Raw genomic sequence first — 23,568 nt, 5'->3', positions numbered from 1 at the left:
ATGTCGACAAGCAAGCCACTGATCAAGCTTCGTGATCGCGATACGATCATCAATGCGCTGCGGGCAGGGGTGGTTCCACGCATGGGCCTTCAGCATATACAGGTCGGTCGTCAGCGTGAGATCGAGGCTATGATCAAGGATATCCGGAGGGTATCAGAGGGTGGATCGAGCATTCGTTTTGTGATCGGATCATACGGAGCAGGAAAAACTTTCTTTCTATTCCTCGTTCGACAGATAGCGTTGCAGAGTCGACTAGCGGTATGTCAGGCCGATTTGTCGCCAGATCGACGTATACATGCGACGAACGGGCAGGCGCGCTCGCTTTACGCGGAATTGGTTCGCAGTCTGGCTACACGCACAGCTCCCGAAGGCGGCGCACTAAGAAACATTCTTGAAAGCTATATCCAGAAAGCAAATGAGGTTGCGTTCGCCAAGAAGATTCCGATTGAAACTGCAATCAAAGATGGGTTGGCCGATATCCGTGAAATGGTTGCAGGCTATGATTTCGCATCAGTGATAGCCGCGTACGCCCGAGGTTACGAAGAGGGGAATGGTGAACTGCAAGACTCTGCTCTGCGCTGGCTTCGTGGTGAATACACAACAAAAACCGAGGCGCGTGCGGATCTCGGTGTTCGCACCATTCTGGATGATGCCTCATTCTATGACGCGCTAAGACTGCTTGCAAAATTTGTCCGCGTTGCAGGATTTGGTGGCCTTCTGGTTTGTCTTGATGAACTTGTAAATCTCTACAAACTCCAAAATTCACAGGCACGAAAGCAAAATTACGAGCAAATTCTTCGAATCTTAAATGACGTTCTGCAGGGCACAACGGAGGGCATCGGGTTTATCTTGGGCGGAACCCCTGAGTTTCTCCTAGACACGCGACGTGGGCTTTACTCTTACGAAGCTCTCCAAAGCCGACTTGCTGAAAACAGCTTCGCTTCGAGCAATCTTGCTGATTACACGGGTCCGGTCATTCGGTTGCCAAGCTTGACACAGGAAGAGATGTACCACCTGTTAGAGCGGCTCCGCGACGTTTTTGCGAGTGGTCAGTCAGAAAACTACTTGGTTCCAGACGAAGCACTTGCCGTGTTCATGGATCATTGTGCGAATACAATCGGCGATGCGTATTTCCGTACACCCCGAAACACGATCAAAGCCTTCGTAGATCTGCTAGCAATCATAGAACAGAACCCCGACACTCAATGGTCCGATCTGATTGAGGTTGTAGACCTTCCTGAAGACAATCAGGGACAAAGTGATCTGGTTTTGCCAGAAACGGCGATTGACGAAAATGACGAGCTCTCATCCTTCCGCCTTTGACCTACTGGCCCCACAAGTCCAACGTTGGATCTGGCAACAGAAATGGAAACAACTGCGGAACGTCCAGGAGCAGGCAATACCAGCGATCTTGACTGGTGGCGATGTTATTGTATCGGCACGGACGGCGGCTGGAAAAACCGAAGCAGCGATGTTGCCGCTTATCACAAGGATACTGGCCAAAGATACGTATGACGGCTTCGCGCTTATGTATGTTAGCCCCCTGAAAGCCTTGATTAATGATCAATTTCGTAGGCTGGAGGAACTATGCGAGGCCTGCGGCATACAGGTACATAAATGGCATGGTGACGTATCTTCCAGTGCGAAATCAAAAGCTCGGTCTCGGCCAAATGGTATTGTATTAATCACACCGGAATCTTTGGAAGCTCTTCTGGTTCGTAGGGGCGGGGACGTTAGACGTCTGTTCTCGTCACTTGACGCCGTGGTGATTGATGAACTGCATGCATTTATTGGCTCAGAACGAGGAATGCAGCTTCAGTCAATTCTGAACCGTATCGAAGTAGCTTGTGATCGGGAAAGCATTGATCGAATAGGTCTATCTGCCACTCTCGGCAATATGTCGTTGGCGGCGGAGTCTCTCAGGCCTTCTGGCGGCCATCAAGTACGTATAATCGAAGGTGATGATGAAGGTAACGGTGTTCGGCTACAAATCCGAGGCTACTATCCAGATGATCAGAAAGAAAAGAAATCAATAGTCGCAGACCAGCGTTCAGCCGTTCCTCAACGATTGGCCGACGATCTTTATCGTTTCTTGAGAGGTGAAAAACATCTTCTTTTTGCAGGTTCCAGGCAAAAGGTAGAGCTATATGCAGATCTCCTGCGTCAAATGTGCGATGAAAATCACGTTCCGAACGAGTTCTTTCCTCACCATGGAAGCCTATCCAAACCCGAGCGCGAGGATCTAGAAACGCGCTTGAAAGACGATCCTCGTCCTACGACTGCAGTCGCGACCACGACGCTCGAACTGGGGATCGATATTGGAAGTGTTGAAACAGTCGCACAAATTGGCCCTGGTTTTTCGGTCTCGTCACTAAAACAAAGAGTTGGGCGGTCCGGTCGGAGGCTCAATAAGCCAGCAATTTTGAGAATTTTCGTGATCGAAAGAAAGCCTCAGCGCGGGCAACACCCATTAGACAGGCTGAATCTGGAGCTTGTTCAGTCTATCGCGACCGTCGAGTTAATGCGCGAAGATGTGTGCGAGCCGCCAAACGAATCTGGCTTACATCTATCTACGTTGTTGCATCAGGTGTTAGCACTTGCGTTGCAGTACGGAGGAATTAGTGCACGTTCGGCTTGGCATATACTTTGTGAAAAGGGGCCCTTCAAAACAGTTGATAAGGCGCTTTTCAGCCAATTGTTGCGCTGTATGGGGTCGCCGGACAACCGCCTGATTGAGCAGTCTCCCGATGGTTTGCTTATGGTGGGTGAAGAGGGAGAAAAAATCACTGAATCGTATGAATTCTACCCGGTATTCGCAACAGAGCGCGAGTATCGCATTCTTCATGATAGCCGCGTTCTGGGTAGTTATCCTCTAACCTCTGTCTTGAAGCCTGGGGAGACGCTAATTTTCTCTGGAAGACGTTGGTCGGTTATAGCCGTGGACGATGGTGCACGCATCGTCCAGGTGAAGCCATCAAAAGGAGCGCAGTTGCCTCAGTTTGACGGCAAGGGTGGTGACATTCACGATATAATCGTCGCCCGGATGCGTGAGGTCTTAGAGAGTACTGGTGTCTACCCTTACCTGGACACAACTGCACTAGAAATGCTTCAAAGTGCTCGTTCAGCCTATATTGAAATGGGGCTGACAGACAACGCGATAATCTCCTTCGGTGAAGGAGTGATCTTGTTTCCCTGGGTGGGTACTAAAAACCTTAACACCCTGTCGCTGGCCTTCTTATCCCAGGATTACAAGTCAGCAGTATTTTCTCACGCGATAGAGATTGGAGACTGTTCCATTGAAGGCGTTCAGAGCTTGCTTGATAGGCTAGCGGTCGGCGATACGCCAAGCAATGGTGCAATGATGAAGGGAGTATCTCATCCAAACATCGCTAAATTCGATCAATATCTGGATTGGCAGTTAATGACAGCTGTCACTTTAAAAGAACGAGTGAATTTGGATCAGCTTCCGCAAATAGCTGGAAAACTACTCATGCCTACCATAGCACCAAGCGAATAGACTTCATCTCAGTTTTGGAAGTGGGAGCCACGCGTGTCTGCGGGGCAATCGCTAAGCATCAATGATAGCCCGTTCATTATGAAGGCTTTAATAAGCCTGTCCCTGCGCAACCGGCATATCTGCGTCAAGAATTACATTTACGCCTTCTTCGTAAGCATTGGGATATTGGGATAAGTCCCTGTGATCCTGATTAGGTGATTAAGGAAACAGTTTTAATCTTATTGATGAGCCATTAAAAATCGTGGGCACTCTTTTTCGATAGCTACGGCTGTGAGAACACCGCTTCTATAAGCTCCGGTATCTATAGCAATTCGATTATTCCGAATTTCTGGATAGAAATTGTCTGTAATCGTATGCCCGTGCACAACGATTTTTCGTGATGTTCTGTGTGATCCAGAAATTCCTGCCTGATCCAGCGCAAATCTTTTTCTTTCTGATCGACGAGCGGAACATTTGGTCGGATGCCCGCGTGTACGAAAACGTAGTCGTTCTCGATGATCATATTGTCCGCTGATTTAAGCATTTGAACGTGGTGACAGTGATGATTTTCAAATTCTTCTGCCAGGAAGACGGGATGTTGGTTGCCCAGTAATCCATAAGATATGATTGTCTGTTCACCGCCCACTTTCTTATGCCAGTGAGATAAGACGGCCTCGCTCTCATTGGTACACGCCAAAATACGGAGGAGAAATTCGTCGTGGTTGCCCAATAATAACCGATTTTCGGGAGCCTCTCGAAGAGCCTGATAAACAAGTTCCATAGCGCCACGACTATCTGGGCCTCGGTCGATTATATCGCCAAGAAATATCAGACGATAATCATTCCCACGCTCATGGGCGTCTTCGTGAATTTTCTCTAAGAGAATTTTCAATAATTCCGAACAACCATGGATGTCGCCAATTGCGTATGTGACGCGGGGGGTAGCCAATTGGCGATCCTTATTAAATATAGACCGGCACCACTGGGCTGGGTCAAAATTGGAAACCCGTGTCTATCACTGGTTTTCTGATATCGCCGCTCTTTGCCGCCCATCGGATGCGTTTGGGAAACTCCCGGTGGCTTTCGTAAGGCGCTTCTTCGATGCCGAATCCACGTATATTGTATAATGCACCCGTTCTAAAGCCACTGTTACCGGGTCTTTCTACTTTGAATTTGTAAATCAGCGATTGCTCGGCTTCCTCTACGGGAAATCCCGCTTATCTTCTATATTATTTTCAATAATATAGCCTATTCACCTCGAACGTCACCCGATCTTCGGTTGCGTAGACAGACTTCGTAGCCGACTCTCAATTCGTACGCTCAGGCAAATTTCTGGAGGCGAATCAGCGATTTGTGTTAGCTAAGGCTTCCTGCTTTCTACCGCGAGTTATACAGTGGTCAATATCACCGATAGCCTTACCAATGCTCTTCAAAACAGCGGCTCTGCCCCATTTCTTTTCGTGGGTTCAGGTTTTTCAAGGCGCTATATCGGGCTCGAAACCTGGTCCGATCTTCTTGCTAGGTTCTGTAAGAATATCAAAGATTATGGCTTTTACCTTTCCAATGCTAACGGTGACTTGCCGCGCACTGCAACCCTTATGGCAAAAGACTTCAATCCTATGTGGTGGGAGCATGTTGACTATGAAAAAAGCAAGCAGGAATATGGAAACGAAGCCACCGAACAGTCGGCGTCGTTAAAATTCGAAATTGCACAATACCTGCGCGGGCTGTCCCTTGAATACAAAGACAAGGGGCTTGCCGACGAGATCAACGTTCTGTCGCGAATGAACGTCGATGGCATAATAACAACGAACTGGGATCTACTGCTTGAAGATCTTTTCCCTGATTATAAGGTCTTCATTGGACAGGAAGAGTTGATATTCTCCAATCCTCAATCCATTGCTGAAATTTACAAGATTCATGGTTGCTCGTCGCGTCCTTCATCGCTCATTTTAACCGAAGACGACTATCTGGATTTCCAAGATAAAAATCCTTACCTCGCTGCAAAGCTCATCACAATCTTCGTTGAACATCCTGTTATTTTCCTCGGTTATTCCATCAACGATCCTCATATCCAAGACATTATTGGGTCAATTGCGCGATGCGTTGGTGCCGATAAGCTTAAGCAATTAGAAGAAAACCTCATCTTTGTTGAGCGCGCGCACGGCGACGAGCAAGACGCGTTCGAAGGAGCAACAATCACTATTGGAGCAAGCAAAGTGCGCGTGACACTAATCCGCACGCACGACTTTTCAAAAATCTATGCAGCAGTAGAGGCTACTAAGAGAAAAATTCCTGCTCGTGTTTTGCGATACTGCAAGGAGCAGATGTACGAGTTGGTGAAATCCACCGACCCGGAGGTTAAGCTTGCGGTGCGGGATCTAGATGACATCGGCGAGAAGGATGATATCGAGTTTGTGGTAGGTGTAGGTGTGGCTGAGGCGTTTAGAAAGCGCGAAGAATCCGTCACCGAGAAACAAAAAGAGGTTATGACTGCACGCGGGTACACTGGTATTACGGTTGATGATGTATTCGTTGATATATTGAAAGACAGTACATCATATAAAGCTGACGAAATACTGAAGTCAACATACCCTTTATTCAAGAAACTTTCTAAGGCTAATATTCCATCCTTTAGATACTTCCGGGAGGCGGGGATTTCGGATAGAGATGCTCTCGATGAGTGTGTTTATGCCGACGCGAGATTAGTCGCAACCCGGACGTTTAGGCGCGGTTTTACAACAAATGCTTATCGCGCGCAGTTTGAGAGGGATTTTCAGGGGCTTTCAACTCAAGAGATAATTGATCGGACAACGCCGGAGAAGGCGTCCCTGATGCTTCCATTCCAGCCTAAAAATGAGATCGACTTGGCTGCACTCGAAAAGTTTTTGAAAGACAATTCCGATAAGCTAAAAGAGGGTTCATATCGTTCGTATTTCAGAAAACTTGCCTGTATGTACGATCATCTTGCTTTTGGATTTGACGTATAGGTCAATCTAATTCGTTTTCGTGGGACTAACGTCGATTCTCGGATCTGGAGTAATTTCTGAGAGGAGCGCGACTGGATAATTCGCTGGCGATACACATCTGTAAAAGGTGGGTATCTAGTCAAACATTTGCCAGTCGTTAGCGAACTTTAACTCTATTGTCTCTGAGTGACATTGGCGCGCGCGATATGTACCGGAAACAAAACACTGTCTAATGAGATTTCCTATGGCTGCTATTTTTCTCAGTCACGCTGTCGCCGATACCAAACTAGCTAAACTCCTGACGGACTTTTTAAAGGAGGGCATCGGTGTACCTCATGCTGAAATATTTTGCTCTAGCGTTGAAGGGCATGGAGTGCCGATGACAGAAGATTTCAACAAATACATGAGGGAACAAATTCAGCAGCCTAAGCTAGTATTACTACTTATGACTCCGTCATACATGGAGAGTGCATTTTGCCTGATGGAACTCGGTGCGGCATGGGCCAAGTCCCACACAACATTACCAATTGTTGTGCCACCAGTTTCTTTTAGCGAGGTCACTAGAACCCTCGGCCTGATTCAAGCGCTGGATATCAATAAACCCTCCTCGGTTATAGACCTGAGGACGGCCGTAAAATCCACGAATATCGATCTTGAAAAGCGCAACGATCACGTATGGGAAAATAAGAAGGCAGAGTGGATCAAGGCGGCAAAAAAGGCGATCAAAAAGCTGCCAGGCGCAAAAACGGTTCATGCTGCAGATCACCAAACCGTATTGGACGAGATCGAAGATTTGAAAGAAGAGATTATCGGTTTGGAGAAGTTGGTCGATGATAAGGATGCGTTAATAGAGAAGTTAAAGGCAGCCAAAGACAAAGCTAGTGTCGATGAAATTATGAAAGCCGCGTCCGGACAGGCCGATCCGGAGAAAGTCTTCGATGAGCATATCTCCGCCGTAAAATCAGCCCTTCCAGCGGTCTCGCGTCTTGTTAAGATGCATATTATCATGGACCATTACGATAAGGCATCTAGGATTGACTGGTTTAACGAGCGGTCAGAATTCGAGGACGCGATCCAAAGGAATGTTATTAACAACGATGAAGCTCATTCCGTCGCGTGGGGTAAGCAGAAGCTAACTCAACTGCGGGAGGCATTACTAGCCTTAGATAATTTTCTTCGGAGCGAAGAAGGTCAGAATTTCATCAAATCTCGGCCAATAGGAACGGCTACTGAATCGGACGACCGGGATTTCTGGGATGAGTATATCTAGGCACCAGGGATAAAGATTATCTCGGTAACGAGTAAGCTCTTATTAAGGGCCTAAAAATGCCTCGCAGGTTCTAATCAACTGCCTGGAATACTGATCAGCTGCCTCCATGACGCTTTTTTTTGTAACAAAGAATAGAAGGTAAATCGCATGGATCGACGCAATTACAAAAACAGCTGAAATTTCAGCGCGCGTAGTTTCTATAACTGTAGCCCCATATGGCGACAAAAGAGAAAAGCAAACAATGACAACAATAAGGTTCAAAAATAGTCCAGGCATTTTTAGACCATATAAATTTCTTCTAAATCCATACGTAATATTTTCTTCAAAGAGTACGTTAAACTTGGTTTTATCTCGTGTTCTTTCTCTTAGCCATGTTCCGCAACGGTCATAGAACCCCACTGATTTTTCTGGAGAGTTAAATTCCTCTGCTTCTGTTGGGGGTGTTTCGCCCAGTTTTAAGGCTAGAAAATTCCGATAGCGGTCTTTTGTGATATTATCAAACGTTCTGTCATTATATCTCAGTTGAAGAATTACTGGTCTTCCGCCCGTGGCTGAAAACAGCTTACGTTCGGTTTTTTTTCCCATTTGTCTGGCTACGTCAGAAGCAACAATGAAAAGAACACCAATCGCTACTGTGGCGATTACTTGTGGCAACGAGAAGGTCGTCCAGGAGACAGCAATCGCAGCTAATGCAATTGCGGGGGCGATCCCAATTACAGCTGGAATAAATCGAGCACGAAAATTGTACATATCCAACAACGACGTCATATAATTTCACCAAGAATGTAATTGTTGTCCGTGTCACCAACGATAATTGAAACGGCAGGAAGTCCATCCATGCTCTGAATCTGGGCAAGCTGACCTATCTGAGCGATGTCGGTTGGACTCGGACGAGTAGAAGCTCCGCGCGGATGTGAGTGCCACTCGCCAACATAACGAACTTGACCCCCGGTACGTTTAACGGCTGCGGAAATGTCGGCCGTGAGGCATCTTTTGCCCCTGAAAAAGGTCGATGGCGTCCCAATACTGTCAGTCGGGGCAGGGAGCGCATAAACCACTGATATTTCTTTGGCATGTTTATCAATTGTGCCGACTAAAGGGCCACCAGTTTCGTTAGGCAATGCGTTTGCACGAAGTTCCGCTAGGTGCTTGAGTAGCGAAGAAGGCAAACTGATGGTCCAGTCCGATTTGGCTATCCGATGGGTATGGACCTCCCGAGAAAAGCACGTAACTCCGCCGCTTTCTTCAAGCGTCCAAACGCTTAACGAGGCTCCGTCTTGCGAGAGGCTCGTAAACATACCGGCGGTTAGCAAGCCTGATAATATTGCTACACGTGTTTCTGGAATTTGACTGGTTAAAGATCGACAGGCTCCGGAATACCGCAGTAGCTTTTGCGAACTCTCCAAATGAGTTTCGAGGTGAGGCGACTTTAAAATCTCTCGCAAATATGACGCTTCAATGGATCGGAGGTTTTCCGATTGATCGGAAGATTCGACCATTAAAACAGCAGCTTTTCCATCTGGTGTGAAAAACGCACTTAATTTTCTCGCTCGACACGGGTAATCGGACAGATAACGTGAAACTGGAACGGATGCCGCCGCGTCAATTATAATATCGGCCTCGGCGTACGTCTTGGCGAGTTCCGGACTGGATGCGGGCGAAAGTGCATTTATACAGAGGGGTATAACCTGAGCGTCAGTTCGAATCTCGGTCATTCTTTGAGCAAGAGAAACGACTTTACGTTCGCCGAAAGCGGAACTAGTCAAAGTATGACGAGCGATGTTGTGAGGAAGGAAATCGTCGCTATCAACTATCGTCCAACGATATTGCCCTTCTCGAATGAGATATTCAGCAATGTGCGAACCAAGGGCACCAGCACCGACTAACACCGCCTTGAGATTATTTTCTTTTCGCGCAGCTAGATTGCTTGCACTTTCCGCATCCAGTTCATGATGTACAGGGGATAACGTCAAGCTAATAGATTCGAGTTTTTCTGGCGTGATAGTTGGCATAAGCATTTTTACATACTTAATGCCTTTTCCTTCGTCATGTTCGTTGAGCCCGAGTAGACCCATAGCAACGCCGATTTGACCGGGGCCATCACTACAAACGAAAGCAAACGGCTTAGATCCACCAATTTCACCATTGAGCGGGTTAACCTGCGGAAGCGAAACGAGTATGCACGATATCCAATTTTCGGCGTGGTCAACTTTCTCTTCAGTCATCCATTTTTCAACGGAATCCTTTAGGACTGTTAGAAGATCAACTTGCAACCCAGATAAAAACTCGACCAATTGGCGCAGATTTCGCGGCGTTCTACGCAACCGCTTCATAGGCTGCGGTAGCACGTCTACGCTCACGACGTGAACGTTTAGATGATCGTTCTTTGCTCCTCTGGGGGTCTTCTTGTCGGTTACGAGGACGTAACGTCGACGTTCATCTGTTGCCCAAACTGTCAGACCCTCGTCTTTATTGAGAGCGTTCTTGCCACTGAGGGTCAATATTAGTTCATGTGGCCCGTCTCTGTAGAAAACCGGGTCGAACGGTTGTTCTACCCCATGCAATGCACCTTCGCATGCCTTTTCAAACCAAGTCTGAATTCGAAACATCAGTTCGGTTGTGGTGAAATCGTGCCGAACATCTTGCCAAGGCCTGTCGTCAACACAAAGGACGCTTGGGTAGCCATCTGGCACAAGATTTTGATGAGGAGTATCTGGAAAATCTGGCCTGTTAACGGAGATAACGGGCGGATAGTCGTCACCCTCCCAGAAGCCAACCGTAATGCGTTCCGACGATAAGATTTCATAGACGGGCCGTTGAGGAACACCTATTTGGAGATCAAATGTGATAAATTCGACTTTTCCGTCATCAAGGCTCTTAACTTCTACAAGACGGGCAAAATCCGTCCACGTTATTTCGATGTGCGTGACGAAGGCCTTTGCCAGCGGAATTACCAATTCCGCTGGTGCACAGGTAACACTTCTTTCCGGTGGCCACATAGGTTAGCCCGCTCTGGTCGGAGTCGCGGCAGCCATTGAAGTGGCAGTAGCCGCCACCGCTATTACAACTCCTACACCTGTTGCCGACACTCTAAGTTTGATCGGCTTAGGGTTGCGCTCCGAAGGAGTTTCCATCGTGACCTTAAACTGGCCATCCGAATCACGGATAATGCCCTTGTAGTAATTTGCGGCCTGCCGATGCGGAGGCTGCTTATCCTCATCTTCGGCCGTTCCCTTTTCTGGAATTGGCCAACTCGGAGATATGATAATTTCTTTCTGGCGTGCGAGTGTTTCGAACAACCAACGTACTTCTGGCACCGGCTCGGTGATATCCTCGCCCTTCTCGGGCGACAACGATTTGTACGAACAATGATGGAAGAGTTTTAAAACATCCCATTTCAATCGGTCTGTGTTGCCGTGAGCAACGGACGTCTTGACGATAAGCGACAAAGACTCATGATCTATGTCGGCACCAAGCAAAGCGTAACTTTCGTTGCCGCCTTCCAATACTGTCATTTGAACGACGATAGAACACTCATTTCTATCTTCTAATCCATCGTCAGTGCGCCATGCGAATGGGCTGTGAACGAAGAATTCGGCATGCCCATCATCAAATTTTGAAAAGCCTGGAACGTATTCCCCCGCGTCAACGATACAATCGCGACGATCTTCAATGGTCAGACCCCAATCGGCCAAGATATCAGCAAGGTTTCCTGGGCGAGAGAAAACCTTAATTCCATATCCATTCTTCAAACGATGACGAGCTTCTGCTCGTATTGCAAACGCATCGCCATCAAGTCCAGGCTCGGTGACCGCTGCGGCTGGGACCCAGAGCTCATCAATTTTTACCCGATCCTCGCTTTGCAAACTCGTTGCATAATCGAACCAGAAAAAGTCTCGTGCTCCGCAAATATGATCGTCATCGAGATGAGTAAATGCGACTACGCGAAAGCTTGCTCTTTGGGCATCATACAGCTCGTCACGCAGAGCTTCCGGTAGGTCGATCCGCTTGTCGGCCGGGTCTGTCGTGGATCGCATATTCGCATAATCCATCAAGACGAGATCGTCGTTCGCTAATCGAATTAGCGTGGTATCGGCATTGCCCAGTGGGAAGAATGTCAGGTACGCAGGCATCGAAACTCTCCAGATAATCAAACTTAGCCAACTCGGCGCTTGGGTTGCGATATTCTTATTAGCACTCTCTAAAATTGTTTCATGTTTTGTTCTTTTTGCTATTTTTCGGACGCAATGCGCCCGAAAAATAATTTTGGTCCGCCTCTGAGGCGGGAGCTGCGAGAAAAATCACATTAACTAAGTGACTGTTATTTCTCACAGCATTACGGAACATTGGTTCCTAAGTACGGAACTTTGAGTCCGCGCACAAAACGAAATTTAATCTTAGCTACAGCCGCTCGTCGCACCGCAAGTGTCGCACTTGAGACAGGTGCCGTTGCGAACCATAGTGAAGTTCTGGCACTCGGTGCAGCTATCGCCCGTATAACCCTGCATCATCGATTTAATGCGGCGATCGGCTTCCAGCTTCTTCGCAGCATTTACGCTTTCCGCACGGGCGGAGGCAGCATCAGCAGCAGCTTTATCCGAGAAAAGTTCGGTTGCCGATGTGCTTTCCTGCTGCTGCGCCGGGGCAGGCTGCTCCTCGAACTCCCGCTTGAAGGCCGTTGCACCATCCGTCACCAGACCAATGGTTGCCGGACGATTGCCCGCCGGTGCCGACGACTTCAAGGTTGTGATGTTGGATGCCTGGGGTGCTGAACCTGCCGATCCCTTGGCTTCGTTAGTCGGGTTCGAGTTCGTTACCAGAGTAGGCTTGTAACCGCGCGTCCATCCGGTCGAAAGCAGATTGGTCTTGCCTTCCTTGATGCCCTTGCCAAGCGCCGTATTGCCGAAATCGCTTGTGTCGACATGTGCGAGGTCGTTGCGGCCGAGATAGGACACGGCCAGCTCACGGAAGACATAGTCGATGATCGACGTTGCTGTCTTGATGGCATCGTTGCCGATGACCATGCCAGCCGGTTCGAATTTCGTGAAAGTGAAGGCTTCCACATATTCTTCGAGCGGCACACCATATTGCAGGCCGAGCGACACTGCGATGGCGAAGTTGTTCATCATTGCGCGGAAAGCAGCGCCTTCCTTATGCATATCGATGAAGATTTCGCCGAGGCGTCCGTCACCGAATTCGCCGGTGCGCAGATAGACCTTATGTCCGCCGACGACTGCCTTCTGTGTATAGCCCTGACGACGGTTCGGCAGCTTGTCACGCTCACGCACGATCTTTTCAACAACCTTCTCGACGATCCGCTCGGTTACCTGAACGGCGCGCGCTGCCGCCGGTGCTTCGATCAGCGCTTCGATCGCATCGTCTTCATCCTCATCGTCGGCGATCAGCGCGGCGTTTAGCGGCTGCGAAAGCTTGGAACCGTCGCGATAAAGCGCATTGGCCTTCAGAGCCAGCTTCCAGGACAACATGTAGGCATTCTTGCAGTCCTCGACAGTCGCATCGTTCGGCATGTTGATTGTCTTGGAGATCGCACCCGAGATAAACGGTTGCGCGGCAGCCATCATGCGGATGTGGCTATCCACCGAAAGATAACGCTTGCCGATCTTGCCGCACGGATTGGCGCAATCGAAGACTGCGTAATCCTCCTCTTTGAGGAAAGGTGCGCCTTCGAGGGTCATCGCGCCGCAAACATGGATGTTGGCCGCTTCGATGTCCTTCTTGGCGAAGCCCAGCGCCGGGAGCATCTCGAACGAGAAATCGTTGAGCTGTTCGTCGGTGAGCTTCAGCACGTCCTTGCAGAAGTCTTCGCCCAGCGTCCACTTGTTGAAAGCGAACTTGATATCGAATGAGCTCTTGAGAGCGGCGTTCAGGGCCTCGATTTTATCATCGGTGAAGCCCTTGGACTTTAGGGAAGACGGATTGACGCCGGGAGCCTGATTGATGTTGCCGTGACCGACAGCATAAGCTTCAATTTCAGCGATCTGGCTTTCCGAATAGCCGAGTGTGCGGAGTGCTTCCGGCACAGCACGGTTGATGATCTTGAAATAACCGCCACCGGCAAGCTTCTTGAACTTCACCAGTGCGAAGTCAGGTTCGATACCGGTTGTGTCGCAGTCCATGACGAGGCCGATCGTGCCGGTTGGCGCGATGACGGTCGACTGGGCATTGCGGTAGCCGTGCTTCTCACCAAGTTCCAGCGCCTTGTCCCAAGCCGCGCGGGCATGGGTGATCAGATCCTGATCCGGGCAATCTCCGGCAATCAGGGCAACCGGATTGACGGCGAGACCTTCATAACCTTCCGTCTTGCCATGGGCAGCCAGACGATGGTTGCGGATGACGCGCAGCATGTGCTCGGCATTCGGCTCATAGCTCGGGAAGGTACCGAGCTCCTTGGCCATTTCAGCCGAAGTCGCATAGGCCACGCCAGTCATGATCGCCGTCAGCGCACCGCAGATTGCGCGGCCTTCATCGGAGTCATAAGGGATGCCGGAGGTCATCAGCAGGCCGCCAATATTGGCATAGCCGAGACCGAGCGTGCGGTATTCGTAGGAGAGGCGGGCGATTTCCTTGGATGGGAACTGCGCCATCATCACCGAGATTTCGAGAACGATGGTCCACAGGCGTGCCGTGTGCTCGTAAGCCGCGATGTCGAACGAACCGTCCTTGTTGCGATAGGTGAGCAGGTTGATCGACGCCAGATTACAGGCCGTATCGTCAAGGAACATATATTCCGAACATGGATTGGACGCGCGGATCGGACCAGCGGTCGGGCAGGTGTGCCAGTCGTTCATGGTCGTGTTGTAGTGCAGGCCCGGATCGGCGGATGCCCATGCGGCGTAACCGATCTTTTCCCAAAGGTCGCGCGCCTTTAGCGTCTTCATGACCTTGCCGTCCTTGCGGGCGGTCAGGTTCCAGTCGCTGTCGTTTTCGACGGCGCGCAGGAATTCGTCCTTGAGTGAGACGGAATTGTTGGAGTTCTGGCCCGAAACAGTCAGATAGGCTTCCGAATCCCAGTCCGTGTCATAGGTCTTGAACTGAATATCGGTATAACCCTGACGTGCGAACTGGATCACGCGCTTGACGTAGTTTTCCGGAACCAGGTTCTTTTTGGCAGCCTTGATTTCGCGCTTCAGGGCCGGGTTCTTCGCAGGATCGAAGCAATCATCATTGTCAGCTTCGCAATTGACGCAAGCCTTCATGATGGCAGTCAGATGCTGCTTGACGATCTTGGAGCCGGTTACGAGCGAAGCGACCTTCTGCTCTTCCTTGACCTTCCAGTCGATGTATTCCTCAATATCCGGATGGTCGATGTCGACCACGACCATCTTGGCGGCGCGACGTGTCGTGCCGCCTGACTTGATAGCGCCAGCAGCACGATCACCGATCTTGAGAAAGCTCATCAGGCCGGAAGACTTGCCGCCGCCGGAAAGCTTTTCGCCTTCGCCGCGCAAATGGCTGAAGTTGGAACCTGTGCCGGAGCCGTATTTGAACAGGCGGGCTTCGCGAACCCACAGGTCCATAATGCCGCCTTCGTTGACCAGATCGTCGGCGACGGACTGGATGAAGCAGGCATGCGGCTGCGGATGTTCGTAGGACGACTTGGATTTAGTCAGCTTGCCGGTCTGCCAGTCGACGTAGAAATGACCCTGGCCGGGGCCGTCAATGCCGTAGGCCCAATGCAGACCCGTATTGAACCATTGCGGGCTGTTCGGCGCCACACGCTGGGTGGCGAGCATGTAGGCAAGCTCGTCGCGGAAGGTGAGGGCATCGTCTTCAGACGCAAAATAGCCGCCTTTCCAGCCCCAGTAGGTCCAGGTGCCAGCAAGACGATCGAACACCTGGCAGGCGTCCATCTCGGAGCCATAACGCTCGTTCTGCGGCAGTGACGCCAACGCATCCTCATCAGCAACCGAGCGCCAGAGCCATGAGGGGACGTCGTTCTCCTCAACCTTCTTCAGGCGGGCGGGCACGCCAGCCTTGCGGAAATATTTCTGCGCAAGAATGTCTGCGGCAACCTGGCTGAACTGCGCGGGCACATTGATGTTCTCAAGACGGAATACGATGGATCCATCGGGATTCTTGATCTCGCTGGTCGCAGTACGGAACGCGATGTCCGCATAGGCCGACTGATTCTCTTTCGTGAAACGGCGTTCGATCTTCATCTGTCCCATCCAAACGTTCTATATATAGTAGCTCTAGTGACGGTTTTCAGCCACGGTCTGTCTGTATCGCGTCTCTGTCAAAACAGCTCTTCTGCGGGGAGGAGCGTGTTGTTGGGAAGAAAACTCCCGGAAATCCATTTCTGCCTCTTCCAGGCCCACGAAAAAACGCCTCAAGGAAGCTCAATTGCAACCTTGTTGGCACTGTCGCAGTCAAAAATCAGCAGAACGAAAAATACTTTATCTTGTACGAAGCATGAGCGCAAATACTAAATCTAGTGTTAACGCTGTTTCTGCTCGATGCTGCATCTGCTTCTCCAGTGGCGTGCACACCCATATTCTGGGCGCAAGAAAGCGCCAAGCGAAAACCGCACTTTCAAAGCGCAACGCCCATCCGATACTCAACTTGACCGAAAAAAGACCGGCAGATTACAACATCCGATCCCGCTACTTACGCAACGATAGCCTTATAAAAAACGACTCGGCTGCAAGCGTCAAGAGATGGTTTGCTGCAACGCTCCAGCATCTAGATATTGTGCGTAACCGCTTGGGGCAAATGTGGATAACGGGGAGAAGCGACACTTTTGTGAAGCAAGCCGACTATATGATTTTCGGAGATCGTGCGGCTGCATTTATTAGCAATTAGCGGAATAAGTCCGGCCACATGGACTATGGAAAGAGGAAATCACTGCGAAGAGATTATAATCCAGGGCATACCACGCAGCGGACGGCGTGCAAGTTGTTTACTCCGCAGCCGCAGCGATTCCCGAATCACCAAACTGGTTCAATATCTGCTTCAGCTCAGTCTCTTCGACGCGATTTGCCGCTTCCTGCGGCGATACCCATTCGCAAATGCGCTGATCGCGCTCAGGCCAGTCTTTTTCCTGGCCGTTGAACTGCACGGCGAAGACTGCTGCCGTGAACTGGTTTATGCGTTCAGGCGGAAGATCTGTCTTGCAGTAACAGAAACTGCCGATCGGCGTTGGGGAGACTTCACCACGAATGCCGGCTTCTTCATATGCTTCACGAAGTGCTGTTTCCGCCAGCGTGCGCCCAACTTGTGGCCAGCCCTTTGGAATGATCCAGCGGCCCGTGCCGCGGCTCGTGATGACGAGAACCTTGAGAGAACCCATATCGCGCCGATAAACAAGCGCCGCAACCTGTTGCAAACGGCCGGAAGGCGTCAAAATACGCTTCTCGGTTGCAATCGGTTGTTTTGCTTGCGCCTTCACCGCGAAATCCCCTTTTTCTTTATAACATGATCCGATTCGCCAAAATAACAACCGATTAGTTGTGCAGCAGACCTTTGAAAATATCGGAAAAAAGCTTTTATTTAAAGGTATTACTAAAATCTCGGGATGGGATAGCAGCTTTGAAAAGGCGCCCCGCCCTCAATAGGCGTTATTTCGATCTGCTTTCCATAAAATGCGATTGCGGCAGAAATATCACCGCAATCGCGTTCATATGTTTTCGTTTCGCAGCGTTTTGATCTGACCAGATATTAAAGTCGCGAGTTTTATCGGAGGTGCATCCTGATGGATTGATCACTCCAATTCGGACGGGTTTTAGCCGCGCTTGTCGCCTGCGATCGGCTCCTGATAGGTGAAGCCCATATCCCAGGGGAAGTAGATCCAGGTATCCTGAGAAACCTCTGTTACAAAGGTATCGATCAGCGGACGGCCTTTCGGCTTTGCATAGACCGTTGCAAAATGGGCCTTCGGCATCATTTCGCGTACGATGGCTGCGGTCTTGCCCGTATCGGTCAGATCGTCAACGACGATGACGCCTTCTCCGCCATTTTCCAGAAGCGTTTCGCTTACGCCCTTGAGGATCTGCATATCGCCCTGCGACGTGTAATCATGATAGGACGCGATACAAACGGTTTCGATGAGGCGGATGCCGAGTTCACGGCAAACGATGGCTGCGGGGACCAGACCGCCACGCGTAATGGCGACAATTGCATGCCATTCGCGATTCATACCGGCGATCCGCCAGGCGAGGGCGCGAGCATCGCGGTGGAACTGATCCCAGGAAACGGGAAAGGCTTTATCTGGCAAGGACATCGAAACGCTCCGTGGAACGATCCGGAGCTCGTTCTCCGGACCTGTAAAAACCAAAAATGCGCTATGACGGTCTGCCAAGCGCTGTAACTGTCAGGATCTGCAGCTTCTCTTCATCCGCGCCCATTTCAGGCGGGCGGCGGGAGAGGAAAAGGCTCTCCACCCGGCACAGTCAGCGCCGGGTGATGCTGATAACCGCAAAAATGGTGTTCTTGCAAGCTTATCGTGTCATCATATGCCAGTTGTTGGATCAAACCGGGTTTAACGATCGCTTCTAACGCGAGAAAAGCGTGAGAATAGGCAACTCGTTCAGCATCGAACGGGTCACTCCGCCAAAGACCAGTTCCCGCAGTCGCGAATGACTGTAAGCGCCCATCACAAGAAGATCAGAACGTTCAGCAACGATATGTTCCCGTAGCGCATCCTGTGCATAGCGTCCGTTGGACGCGATTGCTGCAGGGGCCACATTAACACCATGCCGTGATAATGCCTCGGCGATGTCGTGGCTCGCCAAAGCCTGATCTTCCCCTTCAATTTCCGGCGGATCGATCCATACGATCTCCGTTCTGTCCGCATGCTTCATCAAAGGCAGGGCGTCGAAAGCCGCCCGGGCCGCTTCCCGTTTGCCGTTAAAAGCAACAACAATACGATCCAGCGAAACCATCGGCAGCACCGGCGCATAGGGAACCAGCAAAACAGGGCAACTGGAGTTGAAAACGATCGTATCGGCGGTTTCGTCGTTGGTGGCTGGATCGTCCGGGTCGGGTTGCCCGGCGACCAGCAATTCCGCTCCAAGACATGCCGTGAGTACGCCGTCTGCGGCTGTGCCTGTTTCCGAACGCGTGATGCGATACTCGTAATTGGTGCCCTGACGACGCATCTCTTCCTCGAAGACATGTTTCAGTCTTTCGGAAAGCTCCTTATGCTGCTTGTCATGCAACTCGAACATTCCCGGATCAATGAAGCCGTTCGGGTCGGCATAGACGATGGGTGAAGGGATGGAGTAAAGCCCGATGACGTGAATATCGGGCACCTTCTGCTTTAGAAGCCCAACGGCGGACACAACCCGTTTCAACTCGGATTCGCTGCGAGAATAGGCAACCACCGTCTTGTAGGACATGACCGAACTCCTTCCGGCTGTGTTTCTATTTTAGCATATAGTGCAACGAGTTGCGCGGGCAAAAGGTTGCAGTGGATTAAGCAGCACCTTCTGTTTCGAGCGACGAGATCATTTTTTCGATTGCATGGATTGCCGTATCGATTTTTTCGGGATCGCTCCCGCGTACGACGAGTTCCGTACTGAAGCGCCCATTCTCGAATTTCGGATAGGAACCGATGATCGTATCGGAGTTTTCCTTCTGGATTTCAGTCAGAGGAGCGCCGATCACACCTTCACCGAATGGACAAAGTACCGATCTGGACAGAAGCTTGCGACCGGTCTTCAATGTGGGCAGCACATTGTCGAGCATCGCCTGAAATACAGACGGTACACCGGCCATCACATAGACATTGCCAATATGAAAACCGGGAGCAGCGGAGATCGGGTTCGCTATATGCTCCGACCCTTGCGGCATGCGCGCCATACGCTTGCGCGAGTCGGTGAATTCCAGTCCGCGTTTCGCATAATTGTCGCCGAGCAGATTCATGGCTTTCTCGTCATAGATGCAGGGAACACCAAAGGCTGCAGAAACCGCATCGGCGGTGATGTCGTCATGGGTAGGGCCAATTCCACCGGACGTGAAGACATAATCATAATGCGGTCGCAGCGCATTGAGAGCGGCTACGATGGCGATTTCTTCGTCCGGAACAATCCGTACTTCCTTGAGATCAATGCCCGCCGATGTCAGGACATCAGCAAGATGTCCGATATTCTTGTCCTTGGTGCGGCCTGAGAGAAGCTCGTCGCCAATTGCCAGCATGGCGGCTTTGACGGCTTGCTGCGGATTGTTCGTCATATCCAGACTCCATTTCTGGCATCAGTTAAGCGCCAGCAGGACATGGCTGCAACTGCTTTATTTGAGCATTTTATTCGTTTGCGAGAAGTTGCGCCTTTCCAAAGAAGACTGCTCCCCTAATTGAACCTGTCGAGGTCGGGGCCTCGCAAATCGGGATATGGAGACGTCACATGGTTAAAGTGCTGGTGCTGTATTATTCGGCCTATGGTCACATGGAGAAAATGGCCAAGGCTGCTGCGGAAGGGGCGCGGGAAGGTGGTGCGGATGTCACGGTTAAACGTGTTCCGGAACTGGTTCCGCCTGATGTCGCGAAAGCCTCGCATTATAAGGTTGACCAGGACGCACCCATTGCAACGCCGGGCGAGCTTGCGGATTATGACGCCATCATCATCGGTACCGCTACTCGTTACGGTATGATGGCGGCCCAGATGAAGAATTTCCTCGACCAGACCGGCGGACTTTGGGCGAAGGGCGCTCTTATCAATAAGGTGGGATCGGTGATGGTTTCTACAGCCACACAGCATGGTGGCGCTGAACTGGCGCTGATTTCCACACAATGGCAGATGCAGCATCACGGCATGATTATCGTCCCACTTTCCTATGCTTATCAGGGGCAGATGGGTAATGACGTGGTGCGTGGCGGTGCTCCGTATGGCATGACCACCACTGCCGATGGTGACGGTTCACGCCAGCCATCGGAACAGGAACTGGACGGCGCTCGTTTCCAGGGTAAACGCGTTGCAGAAATCACCGCCAAGCTGTATGGCTAAGCGCTTATGAGGTTAGAAAAGCCGCAGATTCAGCCTGCGGTTTTTTCATGTGATCTACTAGATAACTTATTTAGTGCTTTCTATTTTATTATCTTTTTCAACAACGTGATAAGTCATTTGCGGATAGGGGATGTTGATCCCGGCTTTGTCGAACTCAATCTTCACCGCTTTGATCGTATGGCGTGATACCAGCACATAATTCGCGCTGTTTACCCAATAGTTCGCGCTGAGAACGACCGCATTATCACCCAACTGCGATACGAAATAGGCAGGGATCGGTGTCGAGAGGACGCCCTGCTGGTCTTCTATGACTTTCTTCATAATAGCGAAAGCTTGATCGATATCGTCTTCGTAGCCGATTCCTACCTTGAAATCGTGCATACGGGTTTTCATGCGGCTGTAATTGGTAACGGGCGTATTCCAGAGTGAGGAGTTGGGTGCCAGGATGTAAAGACCATCGCCGGTTTTAAGTTCCGTCGCGAACAATCCGACGTCTTGTACTGTGCCGACGATGGTGCCTGCACTGATGTATTCACCGACGCGAAACGGCCTGAGAACCAGAAGCATAATACCTGCTGCAATGTTCTGCAGCGTACCTTGCAGGGCAAGACCAATAGCCAACCCGATTGCACCCAGCGCCGCAAGAATGGAAGCCGTCTGGATGCCAAACTGCCCGAGAACCATGACCAGAATGATGACGAGCATGCCGTATCGGACGACAGCACCGAAAAATCCGACCAGTGTTTGGTCGAAGCCGCGAATTTTTGAAAGCGACTGTGTGGTCCATTTCTGAAGGAGTCCGGCCAATATCCAGCCGACACAAAGGATAATCAGCGCGCCGAGAGTGGAAACCGAATATCGTATGAGAAGGTCGTAAATCTGGAGAACGAACGCGTTTGTATTTGCGATAATCTGTGTGGCTTGCTCTTCCATTGTTCCGTCTGAACCTGTTTCAATTAGGGGGAGCAAAGGAGGATAGGGCAGCAAACCGCCAAGGCGAGGTTGCCCGTTACGGATAAGGGAAAAACGGAAGACAAAAGGGGGGGGTGGTGCGGTCGGCGGGACTTGAACCCGCAAGTCTAAAAGACGACGGATTTTAAGTCCGTTGCGTATACCAATTTCGCCACGACCGCAGCGATTACCATCGTCTATGTCATGATTTGTATCATGAATTCAAGCCACAAAGCCTGTTAATATCAACAGTTAGCATTGCCGAATATATGCTTACTCCACATCGATGTTTTAGCGGTCTGGCAAGCTTCAACCTTGTCTGCATTGTCAAACCCATGTAGCCATGGGCGAAATTCAGCAGGAAATGCAGAAAGTCGAATAATGACCGCCTTCGTCAAATCCGTATCCGAGGCCGAAAAGGCAATGCGCGCGCTGTTTCCCGAAACGCCGCTGCAGCTCAACGATTACCTGTCGCGGAAGTACGGTGCGGAAATTTGGCTCAAGCGCGAAGACCTCACTCCGGTCCGCTCCTACAAGATTCGCGGTGCCTTCAATTTCATTTCCAAAGCGGTCGAAACGACTGACAAGAATGTGGTGTTCGTTTGCGCTTCTGCAGGTAATCACGCGCAGGGATTTGCATTTGTCTGCCGCCATTTTGGCCGCAAGGGCGTGGTTTTCATGCCGGTTACGACACCGCAACAGAAAATCGACAAGACACGCGCTTTTGGCGCCGAGTTCATCGAAATCAAGCTGGTGGGCGATATTTTTGACGTTTGTTACGCTGCTTCCCAGGAGTTTGCCGCAAGCAATAAGGGTGTGATGGTACCGCCCTTCGATCATCCCGGCATCGTCGAGGGGCAGGCAACGGTAGCGCTTGAGATCGAGCGGGAATTGCCGGAAGGAAAGCAGCCTGATTTCATTCTGCTGCCTGTCGGCGGCGGTGGATTGTCCGGCGGCGTCACGCAATATGTTTCGGATCTGGGCTGGAAGACGAGTTTCCGCTTTATCGAACCGCAAGGGGCGGCGAGCCTGAAGGGAAGTCTTGAGGCAGGCAAGCGCATCAAGCTCTCGCATGTCGACACTTTTGTCGACGGGGCGGCAGTTGCTGAGATAGGCAAGGAAAACTTCAAGCTTCTCAAAGCGTTTGATCCTGAAACTGTTATAACAGTGCCGGAAAACCGGCTCTGCGCGACGATCATCGAAATGCTCAATATCGAAGGCGTCGTGCTTGAGCCTGCGGGTGCACTCGGCATTGATGCGCTGAAGGATTTCAAGAAGAGCGACATCAAGGGCAAGCGCATTGTCATTGTTGTTTCGGGCGGCAATTTCGATTTCGAACGTTTACCGGATGTTCGCGAACGCGCGCTGCGTTTTGAAGGCTTGAAGAAATATTTCATCTTCCGCTTCCCGCAGAGGCCGGGCGCGCTTCGCTCATTCCTCGATCTTCTGGGACCGGAAGATGATATTGCGCGTTTTGAGTATCTCAAGAAATCGGCACGCAATTTCGGCTCCGTGCTGATCGGCATTGAAACGAAGAACGCGTCGAACTTCAAGCTTCTGGAAAAGAAATTTGCAGAAGCAGGCTGGGCTTATCAGGACATTACCGACAATCAGGTGCTCGCCGATTTCATCATCTGATTTCGCGGGTTTAAGCGAAATAGGTTGCTTTTTCGACGAAAATATACCATATGCCGCGTCAGGCGCATGGGCCGACGTGTTCGTCGGCTTTCCCGGCATTGGACTTGTTGCGTCTCGCCTCTGTCTTCTGGAATGGTCTGGAAGCGGGGAGACCCGAGAAAATGTTCGGGCACGGCAGCGCAAGTCGCCAGGAGTTTACAAGCTTCGGCGTCCCGTCGTTATCCTTGAATAGATAGAGTCCGGCAAGTTGCGCTTGACCGGCATTTGGATGCGGACCATGAG

General features: G+C 50.6%; 16 protein-coding genes and 1 tRNA gene. 6 read left to right on the top strand and 11 right to left on the bottom strand.

The genetic code is table 11. From position 1 onward, the window contains the following. Nucleotides 1-1,323, top strand: coding sequence for an ATP-binding protein (locus FIB18_RS13970; RefSeq protein ID WP_140021295.1), 1,323 nt, complete (start codon nucleotides 1-3; stop codon nucleotides 1,321-1,323). Then, on the top strand, nucleotides 1,295-3,517 hold the full coding sequence (locus FIB18_RS13965) for a DEAD/DEAH box helicase (RefSeq protein ID WP_140021460.1): 2,223 nt from the start codon (nucleotides 1,295-1,297) through the stop codon (nucleotides 3,515-3,517). The genes FIB18_RS13970 and FIB18_RS13965 overlap by 29 nt, the downstream gene beginning before the upstream one ends. Before the next feature lie 301 nt (nucleotides 3,518-3,818). Here FIB18_RS13965 and FIB18_RS13960 read toward each other — a convergent pair whose 3' ends face one another. Next, nucleotides 3,819-4,445 (bottom strand): metallophosphoesterase, encoded by a 627-nt coding sequence (locus FIB18_RS13960; RefSeq protein ID WP_158295709.1) that lies wholly within the window; start codon nucleotides 4,443-4,445, stop codon nucleotides 3,819-3,821. Nucleotides 4,446-4,890: 445 nt separating this feature from the next. Between FIB18_RS13960 and FIB18_RS13955 the strand changes: the two genes are divergently transcribed. After that, a complete protein-coding gene (locus tag FIB18_RS13955) occupies nucleotides 4,891-6,486 on the top strand; it encodes an SIR2 family protein (RefSeq protein ID WP_140021293.1) in 1,596 nt (531 codons plus the stop codon). A 223-nt stretch (nucleotides 6,487-6,709) separates the two neighbouring features. Beyond that, nucleotides 6,710-7,735, top strand: a complete 1,026-nt coding sequence (locus FIB18_RS13950; RefSeq protein WP_140021292.1) for a toll/interleukin-1 receptor domain-containing protein — start codon at nucleotides 6,710-6,712, stop codon at nucleotides 7,733-7,735. Between the two features lie 42 nt (nucleotides 7,736-7,777). Here FIB18_RS13950 and FIB18_RS13945 read toward each other — a convergent pair whose 3' ends face one another. The 8 genes from FIB18_RS13945 to FIB18_RS13900 form a co-directional block, all read right to left on the bottom strand. Next, nucleotides 7,778-8,503, bottom strand: coding sequence for a hypothetical protein (locus tag FIB18_RS13945; protein ID WP_140021291.1), 726 nt, complete (start codon nucleotides 8,501-8,503; stop codon nucleotides 7,778-7,780). Then, nucleotides 8,500-10,734 (bottom strand): ThiF family adenylyltransferase, encoded by a 2,235-nt coding sequence (locus tag FIB18_RS13940; protein ID WP_140021290.1) that lies wholly within the window; start codon nucleotides 10,732-10,734, stop codon nucleotides 8,500-8,502. Before FIB18_RS13940 ends, FIB18_RS13945 begins: the two co-directional genes overlap by 4 nt. Before the next feature lie 3 nt (nucleotides 10,735-10,737). Beyond that, entirely contained in the window at nucleotides 10,738-11,868 is a 1,131-nt protein-coding gene (locus tag FIB18_RS13935) for a ComEC/Rec2 family competence protein (RefSeq protein WP_140021289.1), read from the bottom strand. Nucleotides 11,869-12,132: 264 nt separating this feature from the next. Next, nucleotides 12,133-15,915: a vitamin B12-dependent ribonucleotide reductase gene (locus FIB18_RS13930; RefSeq protein WP_140021288.1), complete on the bottom strand. Its 3,783-nt coding sequence runs from the start codon at nucleotides 15,913-15,915 to the stop codon at nucleotides 12,133-12,135. 740 nt (nucleotides 15,916-16,655) lie between these two features. Then, nucleotides 16,656-17,144 (bottom strand): NUDIX hydrolase, encoded by a 489-nt coding sequence (locus FIB18_RS13920; protein ID WP_140021286.1) that lies wholly within the window; start codon nucleotides 17,142-17,144, stop codon nucleotides 16,656-16,658. A 333-nt stretch (nucleotides 17,145-17,477) separates the two neighbouring features. Then, nucleotides 17,478-17,975 (bottom strand): xanthine phosphoribosyltransferase, encoded by a 498-nt coding sequence (gene gpt / locus FIB18_RS13915; protein ID WP_140021285.1) that lies wholly within the window; start codon nucleotides 17,973-17,975, stop codon nucleotides 17,478-17,480. Nucleotides 17,976-18,246: 271 nt separating this feature from the next. Further along, entirely contained in the window at nucleotides 18,247-19,092 is an 846-nt protein-coding gene (locus FIB18_RS13905; RefSeq protein WP_140021284.1) for a universal stress protein, read from the bottom strand. A gap of 76 nt (nucleotides 19,093-19,168) precedes the next feature. Continuing rightward, a complete protein-coding gene (locus FIB18_RS13900; RefSeq protein WP_140021283.1) occupies nucleotides 19,169-19,927 on the bottom strand; it encodes a competence/damage-inducible protein A in 759 nt (252 codons plus the stop codon). A gap of 170 nt (nucleotides 19,928-20,097) precedes the next feature. On the opposite strand from FIB18_RS13900, the gene wrbA reads away from it, so the two are divergent. Next, nucleotides 20,098-20,697 carry an NAD(P)H:quinone oxidoreductase type IV gene (wrbA, locus tag FIB18_RS13895; protein WP_140021282.1) on the top strand — a complete coding sequence of 200 codons (600 nt, stop codon included), beginning with the start codon at nucleotides 20,098-20,100 and terminating at the stop codon, nucleotides 20,695-20,697. A 66-nt stretch (nucleotides 20,698-20,763) separates the two neighbouring features. Here the strand turns inward: wrbA and FIB18_RS13890 are convergent, their stop codons facing one another. Further along, nucleotides 20,764-21,630, bottom strand: coding sequence for a mechanosensitive ion channel family protein (locus FIB18_RS13890; RefSeq protein ID WP_140021459.1), 867 nt, complete (start codon nucleotides 21,628-21,630; stop codon nucleotides 20,764-20,766). A 114-nt stretch (nucleotides 21,631-21,744) separates the two neighbouring features. Beyond that, nucleotides 21,745-21,830 (bottom strand) — tRNA-Leu (locus FIB18_RS13885). 196 nt (nucleotides 21,831-22,026) lie between these two features. Between FIB18_RS13885 and ilvA the strand changes: the two genes are divergently transcribed. Further along, the gene (ilvA, locus tag FIB18_RS13880) at nucleotides 22,027-23,286 is read left to right on the top strand and encodes a threonine ammonia-lyase IlvA (protein WP_168436602.1); all 1,260 of its coding nucleotides are present in this window, start codon (nucleotides 22,027-22,029) and stop codon (nucleotides 23,284-23,286) included. The last annotated feature ends 282 nt before the right edge of the window (nucleotides 23,287-23,568 follow it).

Source organism: Brucella pecoris (assembly GCF_006376675.1).
GTDB lineage: Bacteria > Pseudomonadota > Alphaproteobacteria > Rhizobiales > Rhizobiaceae > Brucella > Brucella pecoris.
The sequence above is the reverse complement of the archived record's forward strand: the minus strand, read 5'-3'. Positions and strand labels throughout refer to the sequence as shown.